The organism is Streptomyces sp. bgisy159 (genome assembly GCF_057707805.1).
Window position 1 is genome coordinate 1 of sequence record NZ_JBYIQX010000011.1, and the last position, 18,149, is coordinate 18,149.

Here is an 18,149-nt window from a genome sequence, read left to right on the forward strand (position 1 = left end):
GTAATGCCGGGGTATTCCGGTGCGTTGAAAAGGGCCCCGCAGTTCTCTGCGGGGCCCTGATCGTCAACCTGGGTGAATTACCCGGGATTCTTCCCGGGGTGTCCCGGTCCTCAGTCGGACAGGCGGGCGCCCGTCGACGTGGCGAACACGTGGGTCTCACCGGCGCGCGGCACGACGTGCAGCGAGCTGCCCTTCTCCGGGACGTCACGGCCGCCGACGCGGACCACGAGGTCCTTGGCCTCGCCGCCGACCTGGGCGGTGCCGTAGATGAACGCGTCGGAGCCCAGCTCCTCCACGACGTTGACGGTGACCTCGACGCCCTGGTCGGAGCCGGCGCCGGCCACGTCGAAGTGCTCGGGGCGGACGCCGACGGTGACCGTCTTGTCGGTGGCGGCGGAGAGCGCCTCACGCTCGACCGGCACGACCGAGTTGCCGAACTTCACGCCGCCGTCGGCGATCGGCACCTCGATCAGGTTCATCGCCGGGGAGCCGATGAAGCCGGCCACGAACAGGTTGGCGGGCTTGTCGTACATGTTGCGCGGAGTGTCGACCTGCTGGAGCAGACCGTCCTTGAGGACCGCGACGCGGTCGCCCATGGTGAGAGCCTCGACCTGGTCGTGGGTGACGTAGACCGTGGTGATGCCGAGGCGGCGCTGCAGCGAGGCGATCTGCGTACGGGTCGAGACGCGGAGCTTGGCGTCCAGGTTGGACAGCGGCTCGTCCATGAGGAAGACCTGCGGCTCACGCACGATGGCGCGGCCCATCGCGACACGCTGGCGCTGACCGCCGGAGAGGGCCTTGGGCTTGCGGTCCAGGTACTCCGTGAGGTCGAGGATCTTCGCGGCCTCCTCGACCTTCTTGCGGATCTCCGCCTTGTTGACGCCGGCGATCTTGAGCGCGAAGCCCATGTTGTCGGCGACCGTCATGTGCGGGTAGAGCGCGTAGTTCTGGAACACCATGGCGATGTCCCGGTCCTTGGGCGGCAGGTGGGTCACGTCGCGGTCGCCGATGCGGATGGCGCCGCCGTTGACGTCCTCCAGGCCCGCGAGCATCCGCAGGGAGGTGGACTTGCCGCAGCCGGACGGGCCGACCAGGACGAGGAACTCGCCGTCCGCGATCTCGATGTCCAGGGCGTCGACGGCGGGCTTCTCGGAACCCGGGTAGATGCGGGTCGCCTTGTCGAACGTAACAGTGGCCATGGTGAATGGGCCCCCTTCTACCGGCAGGAACGTGCCGGACGATCCGTTGTAGGAAGGTGGTTGGTGTAGTCCACACGGGTGAACTCGATCAGGACGGTACCTTCCGTTCACCCGCCCTGTCAGTACCTGGGGGACTGTGAACTTCGCGGAAATTTTCGACGGGACCGACCGGCGACCTGGGTACACTGCTCGGGCGCGCGGGTGACAGACCCGTGCGGGCCTCCTTAGCTCAGCTGGTCAGAGCACCGCTCTTGTAAAGCGAAGGTCGTCGGTTCGAATCCGACAGGGGGCTCTGTGTCTACCTGCATCAGCGTCCCCGCGATCATGGACCGGGGGGATGCTGACGGCAGGATTTGACGGCAGTCGCGCCTATCGGCGCCGCTTGAGCAGGCGATCCATGTGACCCATGGCCTCCCTGCGGTGGTCGTCGCTCACGTGGGTGTACACGTTCATCGTGACCGCGATCTGCGAGTGCCCCAAAATCTCCATCACGGTGCGGGGCGCGACGCCGGCGGCGAAGAGCAGCGACGCGCACCCGTGGCGGGTGTCGTGCAACCGCACCTTCGGCAGGCTGGCGGACTCGGAGATCCGCAGGAACGACCGGTAGAGGTTCCGCGGCTCGATGGGCCGACCGCTGCGCGTCGTGAACACGTGATCGCTTTCGTGCCACTCAGCTCCGGCCGCCGCTCGGCGGTCCGCCTGCCGCAGACGCTGCCACCGGAGCGGCGCCACGCACATCAGCGGAATCGGGACGACGCGGGCCCGCCGGTTCTTCGTCGTGTCCAGGTACAGCTCATTGCCGCCCCGGTGCAGCGTCGTGCGGACCGTGAGGGTGCGCCGGTCAAGGTCGACGTCCTTCCACTGCAACCCCAGGATCTCGCCCCGCCGCAGCCCCAGGGCGACGGCCAGGACGAATGCCGCGTAAAGCCCGTCTGTGCGCGCGGCCTCCAGGAAGGTCAGGGTCTCGTCCAGCGTCCACGGCCGGAGCTCCCGCGGCTCGACGCGCGGCGCCGGCACCAATTGGACGACGTTGCGGCTGATCAGTTCCTCACGGCAGGCAGCGGTGAGGGCGGTGCGCAGCACGCGGTGCGCCTCCTTCGCGGTCGCGGCGGACGCCTGTGCAGTCACCTTGGAGAGCATCTGCCGGACGTTGGCGGTGGTCAGCGACTCCAGCCGACGGCTCCCCAGCAGCGGCACCAGGTACAGCCGGACGTGCATCTCGTACTTCACGTACGTCGTGCGCTTCCGGTGCGGCCGGATGTACTCCTCCAGCCAGTACGGCAGCCACTCGGAGAGCTTGGCCGACCGCGACGGGGTCGGGATGCCCTGCCGGTCGCGGCGCACCAGCTCCTGCCGCTTCTCGTCGCACTCCTCCCAGGTGGCGCCGTAGACCGTCTTGCGCTTGCGGGTGCCGTCGGGCTGCGGGACGTAGACGCGCGCCTCATAGCGTCCGTCCTTGCGCTGCCAGATGCTGCCGGCGCCGTTCGGGTTCCTCTTGCGGGGTGCCATCAGGCTGCGTTCTCCTCCAGTCGGTCTTGCATGTAGCGGCGAACGGCATCGACGGGGATGCGGCGGGCCCGGCCGGACGTGTAGCTCGGGAGCTGTTTCGAGCGGATCAGGTCGTAGACCTTGCTGCGGCTGAGGCGCAGGGCGACCACGACTTCCGCGACGGTGAGGGCTTGAGGCTCTGTCGGGACGACGGTGAGCACGTCGGAACCTCCAAGACGGGGTGGGGCCTTCCTCGGCTTCCTTCTGGGAAATCCGCCACGTCCGCCACGCCGCCACAGCGCAGGTCAAAGCCTTGATCGTGTGGCGGGTAGCGGTTCTGTGGCGGATGGGCGCCGCCACACCGTGGCGGGTGTGGCGGCGAGGGAGGGGCGGTCGGCTATCCGGCGAGGATGGGCTGTGTGGCGCCTTCGGCCGGCGTGTGGCGGATGCCGGTGGCGGTTTCCGCCACGGATTCGCCCCCGCTGACCTGCGGTGTGGCGGACGTGGCGGACGTGGCGGATTCTCCGGAGGGAGGGGGGCAGTACCGGGTCCACGCGTCCGTGAGGTCTTCCGCGTAGTAGCCCTTGGGGAAGCCCGACGGGGTGCGGATACCGCGCGGCTTGATGGGCTTGTTGGCGGGGGTGACGTACTGGCCGAGCAGCTTGGACAGCATCCGGGCGTTGAGCGGCTTGTCGTCCACATCGCCCCACGGGGCGTCGTCCAGGGCGAGCAGCATTTCGAGGATGACGGCGGTGGGCATGCGGTCGGCGCCGCAGAACACCTTGTCGCGCAGGTCGGTCAGGAGACGGACACCGAGGGATGCTTCGTTGCCTTCGTCGCTGGCCGCCTTGATGAGTTCGACGCAGGCGGCGCGGGCGCGGTCGGGCCAGTGGCCGCCGGCCGCGTCGGCGACCGCGAGCAGCGGTTCCCACACGTCTGCGGGCCGGTCCGTGACGCCCTCGGGCATCGCGGGCCAGGCTTCGGCGACCTGGTCGTGAACGGTTGCGGTCCACTCGGCGAGCCGGTCGCGCAGGGCGTGTCCCTGCTTCTCGTGGACGCGTCGGCGGTAGGGCTCGACCGTCTCGTTGGGTGCGCGCTTGCGCATCCGGATGATGACGGAGCGGGTCAGGATGGTGTCGGGCAGGGAGCCGAGCCCGGCCATGGCGACCGCGCAGAACGAGGCGAACCACGCGGCGGTCTGGTTCGAGCCGTCCCCGACGCAGCGCAGGGACTTGGCGCCGCGCCGGTATCCGGAGTTCAGGAACCCGCGGACCTCTTCGTTGCCGCCGGCCTTCGGCCCGAAGACGGTGTCGATCTCGTCGAAGAGGAGCGTGGGCTTGCCTTCCTCGGCTTCCACGAGTCGGAAGAGGGCGTTGGCGGAGGCGTTGACGGTGGTGGCCGCGCGGGGGGTGAGGGTTTCCACGATCTCCAGCGCGCGGGACTTGCCCGACCCCGGCTCCGGGGACAGGAACGCCAGCCGGGCCGTGCCGTCGAACGCGTCGATCAGGTGGGCGTGCGCGTCCCACAGGGTGACGGCGACGTAGGCGGCCTCGGTGGGGAAGACGTTGAAGCGGCGGTGGAAGGCTTCCACCTCGTTGAGCAGCGCAGCCCCGTCGATGGTGGGGGTCATGCGGCGTTCCTCCGTTCGGTGTGCTCGGCGGGGGTGCCGGTGCAGAGGTGCTTGTGGTCGGTGTAGTCGGCGACCAGGGCGGTCACGGCGGCCGGGCCGCGGGCGGTGCGGGCACGGCCGCAGGGGCAGGCGTAGGCGGCGGTGGGGGTCTCGCCGTGCCGCTTGGACCAGCGGGCACCGTCGTCGGGGTGGCGGTAGACCGGCGGGGCGCTGATGCGGATGCCGGGCCGGTCGGGCGTCGGGTCGTCCGTGCGGTGGCGTGCGCTGTCGGCGGGGAACCGGTCAGAGCGAAGGACAGTTCGGACGCCCTGACGGGCGGCGCCTGTCGGCTCGCCCACGGATGCGGTGTCCACAGGCTGTGGAGCGGCCGGCGGCCCGGCGGCGGTGGTGGGCAGGCTCTTAGTAGGCGGTGGGCTGGTCATGCCACCCGCCTGTCGGCCGCGTTGCGGGCGATGGACCAGTCCAGTCCGCGCCGGATCACGTCGTCGTAGTAGCGCTGGGACTGGGTGGCGTTGCCCGCCGCCGCCCTACTAAGAGCCTCCTCGACCTCCCCGCGGGTGAGGTCGCCGGATGCGACCAGCCGACCGAGGGCGCGCGAGGCCCGCAGCAGGGTGGCGTTGCGGGTGCCGTCCGCGGCGGTGGCCACGTTGCGCACCTCGCCGTGCAGCGCTGCTGAGGCGTATCCGCTCGCGCGGGTCGTCACCGGCACGGTGCGGCCGTGGGTGGGCCGCTGGCGGGGTTTGAGGGCGTCGTGCAGCCACTCGGGCAGCACGACGGGCGGGCGGCCGTCGAGAACGGTGTAGGTGCCGTCTGTGGTGGTGCTGCCGGGGGCGACGACGTAGCCGCCCCAGCCCCGGGTGTCGATCTTCTTGGCGAGCCGTCCGGCGGTGTTGTGCAGGCGAGTGCCGGGCGGCTGGGTGAAGTACAGGTGCTCACCGCCGCGCGCGGTCCGCACCCGGTAGGTGTCGGGGACGGGGTGTCCGGCGCGCTCGCAGAGCGCCTGAAAGCTGGTCACGCCGTCAGGCATTCCTTCTCGCTCTTGAGGCTTGAGCGTGTCCAGGTCAATGACCAGCAGCCCGGACGGGCCGGTCGCGATACCAACGTTGTACGGCTTGTGTGCCCACGCTTCGCTCAGCAGGCCGGGGTCGGTGGTGGCGCGTTCCTCCGGGGTCTTGTGACCGTCGGCGCAGCGGCCGGTGCCGGGGCAGTACTGCTCGGCGTGCCCGGCGGGCCGCTTGTCGTGGGGGCGCAGCGGGATGACGTGCCAGCCGCGCGCGGCGGCGTTCAAGGCAGCGCGGAGAAGGTGCTCGTTCACGCCGCCTCCAGCACGGTTGAAGCGGCGAGCCATGCGCGGCCAATCCACTGGGTGTAGGCGGGCGGGATGCATTCGCGGATGCCGTCGCGGTTCATCCAGGGCACGCCCATCGCCTTGCGGGCGAGGTCGACGCCGGAGAAGTTGCCGACGAACTGCCCGTAGTAGCCCGGCGGGACGGGGCGGCCCATCTTTGCCTGCGGCGCGGTGTGGGCGGGGTGGTCCGGCTGGCCGAGGGCGAAGCCGCCGCCGGTCTCGAAGAACCGGTGCCGGTACGTTTCCACGCCGAACATGGGCCCGCACAGCATCACCGGAGCACGCAACTTGGGCACCGCCCCGCCCACGTTCTCGATCACCCACGGCCGCCCCGTCGTCTCCAGGGCGGCGCGGGTGGGGGCGATCAGGTCCGGGTGGGTGTTGCCCTGGATGCGCTGGCAGTCGCTGTCGTGCTGGCACGGCGGCGACGCATGGATGAACTCGAACTGCGCCCCATGCTCCAGCACGAACGCGATCGCGTCCGCCTGAACGAACCGGTAGGGGTAGCGGGGCTGGGGGGCGAGGTCGACGCCGGTCACGTCGAACCCGGCGTCGGCGTAACCCTTGCCGGCGCCGCCCTGGCAGCAGAACAGATCCAGCAGACGCGGTCGACGGCCGCGCACTCGCCGGTTGGCGATGGGATGGGTCATCCTGAAGGTCTCCAGTTCCTTGACGGGTTCTGGCTGACAAGGGCGGCCCCGGACTTTGGCGAGACGGGGGCCGCCCTTGGCGTAGCTAGGCGCCCTTGTGGCGGGCGAGTTTGAGGGTGATGCCGCCGATACCGATGGGTCCGGCGGCGCCGGCGATGACGGTGGCGGTGTGGGCGGCGGTGTCGAGCAGGACGCACAGGGCGGCGACCAGCCCCCAGCCGCCGGCGACGACCGCGCCGGCGATGGCGAAGGGGATGAGCACGCGCCGCCACTCGGTCCGGGCCGGGGCCTGGTCGTGGACGACGATGACGACGGGCTGTCCGGTGGCCTGTGCGCGGTGGAAGGTGTCGGCGGGTATGTGCGGGGCGATATGGCCCGGCGGGGTGTGATTCATCAGGGCTCCCTCGGGGTGAGCCGCGGGCCCGCGCCGGCGGTGGCGCGGGCCCGTGTGGGTGGGTGTGGTGGTGGGGTGTGGCTTGTCGCGTTGCTTGTCGTCTCACTTGTCGTGCTGCTTGTCGTCCTGCTTGTCGCTTGTCTTGTCTTGTCGCTTGTCGCCTTGCAGGTCACAGGCCGTTTTCGGGCCCTCGGGGCGGCCCGGACGCGCATGTGTTCTCGCGGGCGACAAGCGACAAGTGATCAGTTCGCGTCGGGCTGTTCGGGGGCGTGGCGGTGGTGGACGTAGCGGGCTTTGGTGCCCTCCCCGACGCGCACGGCGGTGCCGTCCTGCACCCATGTCTTGAGCCAGCCGACGACGGTCTGCCGGGTGGTGCCGTACTCGTCGGCGAGGGCGCGGGCGATGGCGGATGCTCCGGTGCCCTCCGGGCCGGCGGCGAGCAGCGCGGCGAGCGCGGCCTGCTGCGCGGGGTTGTCCTGCTCGCCCCGCAGCGCCGACAGGTTCAGCCCGATCGTCCCGGTGGCCGGCGGTTCGGCGTCCGGGGTGTGGGGGTCGGGCGTGGTGGCGAACTCGGCGTCGATCTGCTCGCGGAAGCGGCGCAGCATCTCGTCTTCCGGCGAGACCTGTCCGGCCGCCTGCTCGCGCAGCGCGGACAGGTTCAGCCCCGCCCCGGCCTGCCGCCCGCCCGGGCCGCCGTTGTCGTGCTCGGGTGCGGGCTGGTCGCGCATCCAGGCTGTGCGCTCGGCGTCCCACCGTCGCGCGTACGCGGGTCCGGCCGCCTTGGCGGACACGGCGTCCAGGACGGGGTGGCGGTCGGAGGTGGCGGCGATGATCTCGCGGATCTGGTTGGGCAGGATCCGCCACGCCTTGAACAGCGCGGCCGGCGACTCCGGGGTGCCCATGAACCCGGCCCCCTTGTACGGGGCCTGGTCGACGCGCAGTCCGCGCGAGCCGGGGAACATCTTGGACAGGTCCATGCCCTCCGTCTCGCCGCCGGTGAGGGCGACGCGGACCTTGGCTTCCCGGCGGATCATCAGGTTGCCCAGCACCGCCCCGGTGGCGCCGAGGGCGGTCAGGATGGTGCGCAGGCCCATGGCGCGGGCGATCCGGATGACTTCCAGGATCTTCTCCGCGAGCTTGCGCATGGCCCGGTCCGGGCTGGCCAGGATCTCGGCGCCCTCGTCGATGACGAGCATGATCTGAGGGATGCGCGGGCCGACCGGAAGCAGGTCGGTGTTCTCCCGGGCGAGGAGATCCTGGTAGGCCATCTTGCGCTGCTTGGCGACCTTCACGGCGGTGTCGAGCATGGTCAGCGCTTCGTCGTAGGTGCCGGCGAGCCAGTCGACGCCGGGCCGTACCGGCGTGCCGTCGGTGCGGGTGAGGTCGCCGGTCAGGGCGGGCAGCACCCAGGGGAGGCCGGCGGATCCGGCGTTGAGGTCGATGACCCAGGTCAGGACGTCGTCGGCGCGGGCGAACCCGGCAAGGATCGTGTGGACCATGTTGGTCTTGCCTGATCCGGTCGGCCCGACGACCAGCGCGCATTGCTCGCGCAGGTGGGCCAGGACGTGCTCCGCGTTCGTCCGGTACCCCCACGGGATCCCTGCGGTGAGGGAGAGCGGGCCGTAGTCGGTGGGGTAGGTGCGCTGTTCGGCGAGGACGTTGACGGTGGTGACGTCGATGATGACGCGGCCCTGGTCGATGCCGGGGGAGGCGGCGACGGTGCAGCCGTGCGGGAGGCGGGCGTCGGCGGACAGCCGCCCCGACTCGGCGGCGATCTTGGTGTAGGTGGCGCCGCCGGGCGGGAGTTCAGCGTCCAGGGAGAACCCGGCCCCCGTCTCCCACCGCTCCACCCCCACGATGCGCACCGTGATGCCGCACACCCGCTGGATGCGGTCGATCCATTCCGCGGCGATGGCGCGGCGTTCGGCGGACAGCTCCGCTGCGATCTGCCGCTGCTCGACGGCCAGCGTCTCCGCCTCCCGCGCTTCCTCGTAGAGGGCGGTGGAGCGAGCGGCGGCGCCGATCCCGACGCCGATGGTGGCGAGCGATCCGAGCGCGGCCCAGGTCAGCGGGCCGTGGGTCATGGCCCATGTGGTCCAGCCGGCGCCGATGAGCCAGGACGCGGCGCGGGTGGCAAGGGTGCGGCCGGCGTTGCGCACGCGCAGCCCGATCACGGTGTGTCCCAGGGCGCCGGCGGTGCCGACGGCGAGTGCCCAGCCCGGGGGCATGTGGGTGGCGGCGCCGGTGGTGGCGATGGCGAAGGCTCCGGTGGTGGCGGACAGGGCGCCGGTCACGGACCCGTGACCGGCGGCCCAGTCCAGCACCGGGCCACTGCCGGCGTTCTGCTTGGCGGTGGCGGTGCTGCTCATCTCAGACGTTCCAGCCCTTCTCGGCCTCGGTGCCGTTGCGGGGGTCCTCGTGGCGGGCGATGTCCTGCTCGTGGGCCTGCCGGAACAGCGGGCCCATGTCCTCCGCGACGGCGACGGCGCTCATCAGGGCGCCGAAAATGTCGTTGAAGCCGTCCGCAACCTCCTTCTCCAGCGGAAACTCACTGTCGGAGCGCTCGGCGAGAATCTTCATCACGTTCGCGACGCTGGTCAGCGCGGCGGGCAGTCCCTCGACCATGGCCAGGATCTCCATGGCGTTCTCGGGGTCGTACTGGGTGGCGGCCTGCTCCATCTCGGCCGCGACCTCTTCGAACCGGAAACCGGACACACTCTCTCCTTCACTCACAGAGACATTCGGGCTGGTCGGTGCAGGGGTGGCGGGCCGCTCGACGGTTTCGGCGATGCCGTCCGTGCCGTCCGTGGCTGCTTCCGCGTCCGCAGCGGCTTCGGCGTCGCGCTGCTGCTCGCGGATCCCTTCATCGCGCTCGGCGCGCTGCTCGGCCGCCGTACGGGACAGCCGCCGATACAAGCGGCGCCCCGGATGCATCAGCGCCGGGATGCCGAACTTGCGTCCCACCCAGGAGGACAGGCAGCTCAGCAGCCCGACCGGCAGGGCGAGCAGGGCGGCCAGCAGACGGCGCCCGTGGAACCGGGCCGCCGAGCGGCGCAGCGCCTTGCGGGCGGCCCGCCGCGCCGGAGCCTTCCGCACCGCCGCCCGCTGCGCCGCCACGGTCCCGGCGGTCTTGGCGTCGCGCTGGGCACGGCTCCGGGTGACCGCCGCATCCCGCGCACCGCGAGCCTTCCGAGCCGCGCCACTCGACAGGCGGCCCCCGGAACGCCCGCCGCTACCGGGCCTACTGCCAGCGGATCCGGCGCGGGAGGCGCGGCGGGCATCAGCGACCGCCCGCCGGGCCGCAGTCGTCTGCGCCCGCCGCTCAGCACGCGAGCCGGCCGCAGCATGCTGCGCGGACCGCAGCGCCCTGACCTGCCCCACCCGGGCCGCAGCCCTGCCGACAACGCCAGCTGGCCGCGGGGACGCGCTGCGGGAGGCGTTCCCCGGGGTCTTGGTGCGGGTGTTGGTGCTGCCATTCCGCGCGGCCGGGCCGGTGCGCCGGCGGTGCTGAGCGGGCACCCGGTTGGACCGGCCGCCGCTCCGACCGGCGCGGGCGCTCGGCGGGGTGGCTCCGCTGCGGTTCGTGCTGGCCTGGCGGGCCGCCGTACGGCCGGCGGCGCGGGCCGCGGACCGGCGGCCATCGCGGCGCGGGTTGGGCTTGTGAGAGCGGGTGGCGGCGACGGTGCCGAGGACGACGGCGCCGGTCGCGGCCACCATCGCGGCGACCGGGCCGCCGGCCAGGGATGCGGCGGCGAGCATGCCGACGGTGGAGTTGGCGCCCGACAGGGCGAGCGGCAGGACCGGCCAGCCGCCGGGCGTGTGCTCCACCTCCACCGGGGCCGGGGCCGAAGGTGTCGTGGTCGGTGCGGGCGGCGGCTGGGGTGTGGCCGGCGCCTCGACGGTTACCGGCTCGATGCTGACTTCCGTCATGCTGAGAGCACTCCTCTTCGGGGAGTAGGGCCCGGCCAGGGCCGTGGAAAGTTGCTGGCCGGGCCTGCCAACAGGGCTTATGCGGCGCGCTGTTCCTCGGAATGGGCGCAGGTGGCACACATGCCGAGTGAGGGCGGGATGACGTATCCGGCGTCCCGGCGGCACTCGGGGCAGATACGGCGGACGGCGTTCGCTCTGGCCAGCGCCGCCCACTTGGCGGGCGTCATCGGCCGGACCGGTTTGGCCTGGTCGATCCGGTAGAGGTAGGCGACCAGCGGGCCGCGCCGACGGCGCGGACGCTCGACCTGCGCGACCACATCCTGACCGCCCGGCCGCAGCCCCAGCGCACGCAGTTGGCGGCGCGTGGCCAGCCCGTCAGGGGCCAGCCGCCACCGGTAGACCGGGAGCGCGGCCATCAGCGGCCCGCGATGGCCAGCTCAGCGCCGCCACCGGCGGCCGGGTCGCGGTGTTCGGCGTAGCGGGAGGACACCCAGCCGACCGACCAGCCGCACAGCTCCGCAGCCGACCGCACCGACAGCCCCGCCGTGAACGCGGCGGCCACGACCGCGCGCGCTTCGTCCTCGGGCAGCTTGCTGGTGGCCGGGCCGCGCGCCAGCAGCGCGGCGCGTTCACGCTCGGCCCGCTCCTCCCGCTCGCGCTGTTCACGGCGTTCACGCTCGGCCGCCTCATGGCGCTCGCGTTCGCGCCGCTCGGCTGCTTCCTGCTCGGCGCGTTCACGCTCCCGCTCGCGCTGTTCACGCTCGCGTTCACGGCGTTCACGCTCCGCCAGCTCTGCAGCCTCCCGGACCGCCTGCCGCTCCTGCTCCTCACGGTGGCGCCGCTCCTCGCGCTCCGCCTGCTCGCGCGCCAACGCGGCCTCGTGTTCACGCTGTTCACGCGCCAGCAACGCGGCATGCTCGCGCTCCTCCCGCGCTTGCCGACGGGCGGCCTCGGCACGCTCCCGGGCAGCCTGCTCCGCCCGCTCACGCTCCGCCCGCTGTGCTTCCTTCAGCGCGGTCACGGCCGTCGTGATGGCGCGCCGGTAGGCGAGCCCGGTCTCGGCCGTAACGATCAGCAGCAAGGGCGCCACCGAGTGGACGGCGACGCCGACCATGTCCTTGTGCAGGGCGGAGTCGGCGACGTTCAGGGCCAACGTCATGCAGCCGGTCATCCACCGCAGCGCGATCGGCCAGGCCCCGCCGTGACCGCCGAGGCGGGCCAACACCGAGTCCAGCCGGACCACGATGACCACTGCTGCGTCCACGACCAGGGGCAGGATCGGGGACGTCCAGTCCCACTTGTCGGGCGTGTGCGCGGCGGCGAGCGGCGTCACGGTCAGGATCGAGTACAGCATCGCCCCGGCCACGATCAGCCACGTGCCGACCGACAGGGCGCGCTCGGCTGAACGGACCTGAACGGCGTTCATGCCACCGCCCCCGTCCATGAACGCACCCGGACGGCGGCGAGTAGCGTCACCGGCGACGACGGGTCGTCAAGGTCGGCGCTGTACTCCGTCCACTCCCACTCGGCCCCCGGCACCGGTTCGAAGCCCAGCACGCTGAGCGCTTCCGAGCGCTCCGTGAACGTCGGCACCGGCTCAGCCCGGCCGAAGCTGAACTCCGGCCACCGCGTCGTAGTGCCGTCCAGCAGGACGACATACAGCCGCCACCGCCCCTTGGATACGGACATCTGCGCCGCGAACTCCCGCGCCATCAGGCAACCTCCCGCACCGCAGCACGGTTGGCGACCATCGCCCGCTCGACCAGCACCCGGTGCCGCTCGCGCCGCGCCCGGCGCGTGTCCAGCTCACCCGGCACCCGGTCCAGCAGCGCGATACGCACGTCCAGCTCCTCGACGTCCGCCAGAATCGCGGGCATCTCGGCGTCGATGGCGTCCAGCTCCGCGTCCGTCGGTTCCATCCAGTCCGCGAACGCGGTAACAGCCTCCTGAACAGTCACGATGTGACTCATTGGGTCGTCTTCCTCTCACACGGTGGAACGGCCCGCACAGCGGCTCCCGGGGATGCGCCCCCGGGAGCCGCGCGCCGTTGAAGCCGGCATCTCGGCTCCCCGCACCCCGCCCGTACGACCACCGCACACACGGCGCGGGCCGGACGGGCGAGGGAGGCAACCGGCCGCAGCGCCGGCGACGCTGCGGCATCACCCCGCGCACGACCACGCCACCGGCAACACCGGGACGCCCGCACACGGAGGATCTGGAAGGGACTCGGTGGGCAAGCCGCGCGCATGGTCCGACACGGCGGCGCCCTAGGTATGTCGTCGGTTCACACCGAACTCCCGCAGGTCGCAGGGACACGGCTTCACCGGTACGCCGTTGCCACGGAGCACCGGTCCCGAGCCGGGACAGTCGGGCGCGTCATCGTCACTGCTCTGACGCCAGCAGGGCGGCGCGCACCGGGTGGCACCCCTGGGGTTGACCTCCAGAAATGAAGGGATGATCCCCAGGACTGTTCTCCAGAGCCGGTACGCGGGGCAGGACGTGTTCTCCTGCCGCAAAGTGGCCGCCGGCGGCCGTGACCCGGGCCGCTACGGGGACGGGGACTTCCACCCCGTCGCTTCACACCCTGTTGAGTTCTCAAAGAACGCCCAGTTCAGGACCACGAGGTTCCGTGGACAGCACCTGTCCGGCATAAAGACTGACTCAACGGTGTTGGTGGTGTTGTACCAACAACCGACGCCCTGAGTGTTGCCTCAACCGCTTGGGATCGTCAAGGCAATCGGCGTATGTTGTTGGCACAAGTCAGCCAACCGTCGGGAGGGAACCGTGAGGGAGCAACGCCCCAGGTATCACCGCATCGCCGATGACCTGCGAGGACAGATCGAGCGGGGGGAGCTGGAGCCCGGTGAACAGCTTCCGACGGAGTTCGAGTTGGTGGACCGCTACGAGGCGAGCCGGAACACAGTGCGGCTCGCTCTGCGCCGGCTGACCGAAGAAGGGCTCATCATCGCTGGTCAGGGCCGAGGAAGCTTCGTGCGGCGCAGCCTCACGCCAGCGGTGTGGGACTGGTCGGTACTGGAGTCCCGCTCCCGTCACCAGAGCGACCAACAGGGCGACCAGTGGTCCAGCATCGTGGCCGAAAGTGGTCGTCAGCCGCGACAGGAAGTGCGCGTATCCATCCGGCGCCCGCCTAAGGTCGTGGCCGAGCGGTTGGGGCTGGACCCCGAGAACGCGCTGACGGTCGTACGGGAGCGCGTGCGCATAGTCGACCAGGACCCGTACGCACTGGCTGACTCGTACTTCCCTGAGGAACTTGTACGGGGCACACCCCTGATGCTTCCTGAGGACGTCTCCGCTCCGGGCGGTGTACTGGCCAGCGTGGGGCTCGTTCAGGCCCGGTACCGCGACGAGATCACAGTCCGGATGCCGACCCGCGCCGAGATCGAAAAGCTGTCGTTGCCGTCGGCCACGCCCGTGGCTGTCCACATGCGCACCGGATACGACAAGGACGACCGTCCGCTACGAGTAATGGTCACGATCCTTCCGGGGGACCGACATGTCATCGCGTACGACGTTTCCGCAGACTGAGTCCCCTAGCCAGGAGCGAGCAGGCGTGAAAGCCCTCAACGCCATTGACCCGACGTTGCCGACCGACCTGAAACCGGAACGGGTCTGGTACACGTCGTACGGCTCGAACATGGATCTCGACCGGCTCGCCTACTACATCCGCGGCGGTCGGCCGCCTGGTGCCGCCAGGACCTACCCGGGGTGCCGCGACCAGCAGATGCCTTCGCGATCCATCCCGGTTGAACTGCAAGGGGCGATGTACTTCGCCACCGAGTCTCCCGTGTGGGGAGGTGGCCGGGCCTTCTATGACCCGCAGGCGGACGGGCGGGTCTTGGGCCGTGCCCACCTGGTGTCGGTTGAGCAGTTCTCCGACATTGCCGCTCAGGAGATGTACCGCGAGCCTGGCAGGAACCTCGATCTCGGTGAGGCACTGACAACCGGGCGCGTCATGCTGGGCGATGGGCGCTACGAGACTCTTATCTGTTCAGGCCAGGTCGACCGGGCGCCAGTGCTCACATTTACCGCCCCGTGGAGCATGCATGACGTGAGGTGGAACCCTCCCTCGGCCGCTTACGTCCGCTTCCTTGCGACTGGTCTACTAGCTGCAGGTGCATGGGACGCGGAAGCAGTCGCGGAGTATGTCGCTGCCTGCCCCGGAGCGATTGACCACTGGTCGGAGCAGACCATCCGGGAGCTCCTTGGATCCGAGACCTAGGTGTGCTTCCAGCCTTCCCAACAGGGGTAAGGCTGCTTGCTCCGCTCTCCGCGCCGACTCGGACCCTCCCCCCGGCCTGCGCTCTTACTTATGGCGCGGTAATTAGATTCAAGCGCTTTGCAGCACGGGAACGCCTAGAGCATCAGCAACATTCTCCGCTGCACGCCGATCTCTCACGTTGACCGTGTGCGAAAAACGCTCTATGGCGCGAAGATAACTGTCAACTGGGCCGGACTCTCTAGTCTTCCCAAGGTCGTAAAGTGTAACGAAATTCGGCTGCTTGACTTTTAGGTCTTCACGCACGTGCTCTATACGGAAAAGCAGATCATGGACCTTCTGTCGAATGATCCTATCCTGCGGGGAAAGAGTGATCTTATCCAGGAGAGTGGTGCGCCCGTTCTCGTAACGGTAATCGAATCCAACGTCATGCGGCTCGCCGTTCAACTCCACCGTATACACAACATTGCGCTCTATGCGGTGGCCCTGGGGAACTTTCAATCGCCGGTACAGGAGAGTGTTCGCTATTTCGTCTATCGACGGCTCATCGGAAGACGTAGACTCGCCCACAAGCTCCTGGAATAGCCCTTCGGCGATTTCTTTTATCGTTGCATCCGGGGCATTGAGGAGCACGCCTCGCGGCTCGATCAAATAGTTTTGCCCACTTCGTCCGGAAAGCCTTTCAAGCTGTTCTCGGAACGAGCCGGATTCGAGGTGGTATTCGAGGTACTCAAGCCACGCCCGAAGGGTTCGAGAGCTCCGAACTATGCCCCGGACGCGGCGACCGTCCAGAATGTCCCCCTTCTGCCCGACCAGACGGACTGCCCCTCGCCCCTCAGCTTCAACAACGACGCCAATATTCTTGGGCTCGTTCCTGAAAGGGTCAGGGACGTACTTCACCAGATACCAGTTAATTGCCACCATCCACCCCCTCAAGATCAAGAGTCCATTCATCAGCGCTAATGAACTGGTCCTTAGTCCTATCAATGAAAGACCGGATCCTGGACTGGCGATATTCAATAAATTCGATCAAGGCGTCGCGCACATGAGCGTCAATCAAACCTGCAGAATGACAACGCCCCACGATCTGCAAAATTTCCCGACGAGTAACAGAAGAGATTCGATCAAACCATTCCGGGAAGTGTGACACATCCTTCACGTGACGGATCAGGCAATGAGTTTTGTAGGCTATGTCTTTTCCGCTGGACAGCGATGCAATCGCATCTCCGTCGGGCGGCTGATTGATCAAGGTGCGATCATGGTCGAATACTGAAACCCCGACATCAGGCAGGTATGCGAGGTTTTCGTCATGTCGATCAGTATTCAGAATCCAGTGATCAAAAGCGATGATTCCACAGGCCTCCCAAGGTCGCTCAGCGCAAAACTTGGGTGGGATTACGGGTGGAGGGCGGTCACCTCGATCACCGAAGGCCAGGGAGACGTATCCATGCTTGCCGCCGTACAAGCCCACCAAATTACCCGGAGGTACCGGGAGGCCTGCCGCCATGCCTAGTGAACTCGCTACAAAGTCATTGACGACAGCGAACGGCTTAGCGGACGTGTCTTGGCGTGCGTAAGCGTTGAGTTTTACGTGGTAAACTCCGCCAGTGGAATTCTCGATTGCCGCACCATAATGGGCAATATCAAAATATCCGACGTCGTTCTTCGTCGGCTTATTTGCCCGCGGCGGCATGGAACCTCCCGCGGCTGCCTTGGGGATACATGCACCAAAGCGTAGAGGATCGGTCTGCAGCGTGCTGCCGGTAGAGCCGCGGCGACCCCAGCTTCCAGCGCGAATCATGGCCTTATGCGAAGAATGACCAGGTTTTTCTCTGGTGAGCAGGCGTGGGCTGGGGAGGCCCGGCGAAATCGCCCGCCTCATCCCCGGTGCTGCGACAGCTTGCATGCTCCGACCTTAGGTTCCGCCTGTGACATCAGTTCCTCGCTGTGACCTAACGACCACAGTGAGTGTCAGTTATTCACTCCACTGCCACGACCAGGGTTCCCTTACCCACTCATGAGCAAGCCTGATCGTAAATGATCAACAGCGACAGCTTGTGTCATCTAAAGCAAAATATACTTGCCGGTAGGTGTAAGGAGAGTAACAACTCCCGGTTGCTGTCAGTGATCAGCACGGTAACCATCTAGCGACGCCGTGCGGCGCGGGGTTCCCGGACCCAGCACCGGGGAGCGTGCTTGCGAACGGCCTAGCGGCTCGCGCAGAGCGGATGAGAAGAGGGCCGCAGGCATCCGCAGGGCGGTGCGCTACCGAGGTTCATGGGGGCAGTGACGGCAGCCTTTGACGGCAACGTCAGCACACAGACGCGGCCCGGAGTGATCGTTCAGGTGCTCGCCGAGACCTCCAAGAGGCCCAGCCGAGCAGGCCAGCCGCCCCCCTGGACGAACTTGTAAAGCGAAGGTCGTCGGTTCGAATCCGACAGGGGGCTCTGTGGGTGGTTTTTGCGGCGGGCGGGAGCCGGTCGGGGTGAAGGCGCTCGGTGTCATTGATCCGGCGTTGCCGGCCGACCGGCGGCCCGACCGGGTCTGGTACGCGGCCTACGGGTCCAACACGGACCTCGACCGGCTCGCCTTCTACCTCCGCGGCGGCCGGCCTCCCGGTGCCGCGCGGGCCTGTCCGGGGTGCCGCGACCCGCGGATGCCTTCCCGGTCGGTCCCGGTCGAACTGGCCGGGGTGCTGTACTTCGCCACCGAGTCGCCGGTGTGGGGAGGCGGCAGGGCCTTCTACGACCCGCGGGCCGACGGGCGGGTCCTGGCGCGGGCGCACCTGCTGTCGGCCGGGCAGTTCTCCGACATCGCCGCTCAGGAGATGTACCGCGCGGCCGGCGTGGACCTCGATCTGGGCGCGGTGCTCACCGACGGCCGAGCCGTCCTCGGCGAAGGGCACCACGAGACCCTTGTCTGCGCCGGGCAGATCGACGGGGTGCCGTTGCTCACCTTCACGGCCCCGTGGGGTGTGCGCGACGTGAGGTGGGTCGCGCCGTCGGCCGCCTACCTTCGCCTGCTGGCCGTCGGGCTGCTCGCCGCGGGAGCGTGGGACACGGAGGCGGTCGCCGAGTACCTCGCCGCCTGCCCGGGAGCTGCCGGCCACTGGTCGGAGCAGGCGGTGCGAGAGCTCCTTGGGCGCGAGACCTGAGCGCGCTCCGGGAGCGGGCTCGTCGCCCGCCAGGAGCCGCCTGTCGCTGGTCGCCCGCCACGAGCCGCGCCCGCTGCCGTCGCGGGCCGGGACGGCGCTCCCGGCGGGGTTCTCTCGCG

19 protein-coding genes and 1 tRNA gene are annotated in these 18,149 nt (G+C 69.3%); 4 read left to right on the plus strand and 16 right to left on the minus strand.

Going from position 1 to position 18,149, the window contains the following annotated elements:
- Window positions 1-110 precede the first annotated feature (110 nt).
- Window positions 111-1,199 carry an ABC transporter ATP-binding protein gene (locus AC3ET3_RS13310; protein ID WP_432138864.1) on the minus strand — a complete coding sequence of 363 codons (1,089 nt, stop codon included), beginning with the start codon at window positions 1,197-1,199 and terminating at the stop codon, window positions 111-113.
- A gap of 218 nt (window positions 1,200-1,417) precedes the next feature.
- Here AC3ET3_RS13310 and AC3ET3_RS13315 point away from each other — a divergent pair.
- Window positions 1,418-1,491 (plus strand) — tRNA-Thr (locus AC3ET3_RS13315).
- Between the two features lie 77 nt (window positions 1,492-1,568).
- Here AC3ET3_RS13315 and AC3ET3_RS13320 read toward each other — a convergent pair.
- The 13 genes from AC3ET3_RS13320 to AC3ET3_RS13380 form a co-directional block, all read right to left on the minus strand.
- A complete protein-coding gene (locus AC3ET3_RS13320; protein ID WP_432158624.1) occupies window positions 1,569-2,708 on the minus strand; it encodes a site-specific integrase in 1,140 nt (379 codons plus the stop codon).
- Window positions 2,708-2,908: a helix-turn-helix domain-containing protein gene (locus tag AC3ET3_RS13325; RefSeq protein ID WP_432158625.1), complete on the minus strand. Its 201-nt coding sequence runs from the start codon at window positions 2,906-2,908 to the stop codon at window positions 2,708-2,710. Before AC3ET3_RS13325 ends, AC3ET3_RS13320 begins: the two co-directional genes overlap by 1 nt.
- 176 nt (window positions 2,909-3,084) lie before the next feature.
- Window positions 3,085-4,317: a DUF3631 domain-containing protein gene (locus tag AC3ET3_RS13330; protein ID WP_435612177.1), complete on the minus strand. Its 1,233-nt coding sequence runs from the start codon at window positions 4,315-4,317 to the stop codon at window positions 3,085-3,087.
- Window positions 4,314-4,655, minus strand: a complete 342-nt coding sequence (locus tag AC3ET3_RS13335; protein WP_435612178.1) for a hypothetical protein — start codon at window positions 4,653-4,655, stop codon at window positions 4,314-4,316. Before AC3ET3_RS13335 ends, AC3ET3_RS13330 begins: the two co-directional genes overlap by 4 nt.
- 80 nt (window positions 4,656-4,735) lie before the next feature.
- Window positions 4,736-5,632, minus strand: coding sequence for a bifunctional DNA primase/polymerase (locus AC3ET3_RS13340; RefSeq protein WP_435612179.1), 897 nt, complete (start codon window positions 5,630-5,632; stop codon window positions 4,736-4,738).
- Window positions 5,629-6,315, minus strand: a complete 687-nt coding sequence (locus tag AC3ET3_RS13345) for a class I SAM-dependent methyltransferase (RefSeq protein WP_435612180.1) — start codon at window positions 6,313-6,315, stop codon at window positions 5,629-5,631. The genes AC3ET3_RS13340 and AC3ET3_RS13345 overlap by 4 nt, the downstream gene beginning before the upstream one ends.
- An 85-nt stretch (window positions 6,316-6,400) precedes the next feature.
- The gene (locus AC3ET3_RS13350) at window positions 6,401-6,709 is read right to left on the minus strand and encodes a hypothetical protein (protein ID WP_435612181.1); all 309 of its coding nucleotides are present in this window, start codon (window positions 6,707-6,709) and stop codon (window positions 6,401-6,403) included.
- Between the two features lie 242 nt (window positions 6,710-6,951).
- On the minus strand, window positions 6,952-9,078 hold the full coding sequence (locus AC3ET3_RS13355) for a hypothetical protein (RefSeq protein ID WP_435612182.1): 2,127 nt from the start codon (window positions 9,076-9,078) through the stop codon (window positions 6,952-6,954).
- Window position 9,079: 1 nt separating this feature from the next.
- On the minus strand, window positions 9,080-10,639 hold the full coding sequence (locus AC3ET3_RS13360; RefSeq protein ID WP_435612183.1) for a hypothetical protein: 1,560 nt from the start codon (window positions 10,637-10,639) through the stop codon (window positions 9,080-9,082).
- A 77-nt stretch (window positions 10,640-10,716) separates the two neighbouring features.
- Window positions 10,717-11,055 carry an RRQRL motif-containing zinc-binding protein gene (locus tag AC3ET3_RS13365; RefSeq protein ID WP_435612184.1) on the minus strand — a complete coding sequence of 113 codons (339 nt, stop codon included), beginning with the start codon at window positions 11,053-11,055 and terminating at the stop codon, window positions 10,717-10,719.
- Window positions 11,055-12,065, minus strand: a complete 1,011-nt coding sequence (locus AC3ET3_RS13370; RefSeq protein WP_435612185.1) for a DUF2637 domain-containing protein — start codon at window positions 12,063-12,065, stop codon at window positions 11,055-11,057. The genes AC3ET3_RS13365 and AC3ET3_RS13370 overlap by 1 nt, the downstream gene beginning before the upstream one ends.
- Entirely contained in the window at window positions 12,062-12,352 is a 291-nt protein-coding gene (locus AC3ET3_RS13375) for a DUF6303 family protein (RefSeq protein WP_432138853.1), read from the minus strand. Before AC3ET3_RS13375 ends, AC3ET3_RS13370 begins: the two co-directional genes overlap by 4 nt.
- Window positions 12,352-12,609 carry a DUF6284 family protein gene (locus AC3ET3_RS13380; protein WP_435612186.1) on the minus strand — a complete coding sequence of 86 codons (258 nt, stop codon included), beginning with the start codon at window positions 12,607-12,609 and terminating at the stop codon, window positions 12,352-12,354. Before AC3ET3_RS13380 ends, AC3ET3_RS13375 begins: the two co-directional genes overlap by 1 nt.
- 814 nt (window positions 12,610-13,423) lie before the next feature.
- On the opposite strand from AC3ET3_RS13380, the gene AC3ET3_RS13385 reads away from it, so the two are divergent.
- Complete coding sequence (locus tag AC3ET3_RS13385) at window positions 13,424-14,185, plus strand: GntR family transcriptional regulator (RefSeq protein WP_432138851.1); 762 nt, start codon at window positions 13,424-13,426, stop codon at window positions 14,183-14,185.
- Between the two features lie 25 nt (window positions 14,186-14,210).
- Window positions 14,211-14,879 (plus strand): histone deacetylase, encoded by a 669-nt coding sequence (locus AC3ET3_RS13390; RefSeq protein ID WP_435612187.1) that lies wholly within the window; start codon window positions 14,211-14,213, stop codon window positions 14,877-14,879.
- A gap of 108 nt (window positions 14,880-14,987) precedes the next feature.
- Here the strand turns inward: AC3ET3_RS13390 and AC3ET3_RS13395 are convergent, their stop codons facing one another.
- Both AC3ET3_RS13395 and AC3ET3_RS13400 read right to left on the minus strand, forming a co-directional pair.
- Window positions 14,988-15,830 carry a hypothetical protein gene (locus tag AC3ET3_RS13395; RefSeq protein WP_435612188.1) on the minus strand — a complete coding sequence of 281 codons (843 nt, stop codon included), beginning with the start codon at window positions 15,828-15,830 and terminating at the stop codon, window positions 14,988-14,990.
- Window positions 15,787-16,782 (minus strand): hypothetical protein, encoded by a 996-nt coding sequence (locus AC3ET3_RS13400; RefSeq protein WP_435612189.1) that lies wholly within the window; start codon window positions 16,780-16,782, stop codon window positions 15,787-15,789. Before AC3ET3_RS13400 ends, AC3ET3_RS13395 begins: the two co-directional genes overlap by 44 nt.
- A 579-nt stretch (window positions 16,783-17,361) precedes the next feature.
- On the opposite strand from AC3ET3_RS13400, the gene AC3ET3_RS13405 reads away from it, so the two are divergent.
- Complete coding sequence (locus tag AC3ET3_RS13405) at window positions 17,362-18,030, plus strand: histone deacetylase (protein ID WP_435612190.1); 669 nt, start codon at window positions 17,362-17,364, stop codon at window positions 18,028-18,030.
- Window positions 18,031-18,149 lie beyond the last annotated feature (119 nt).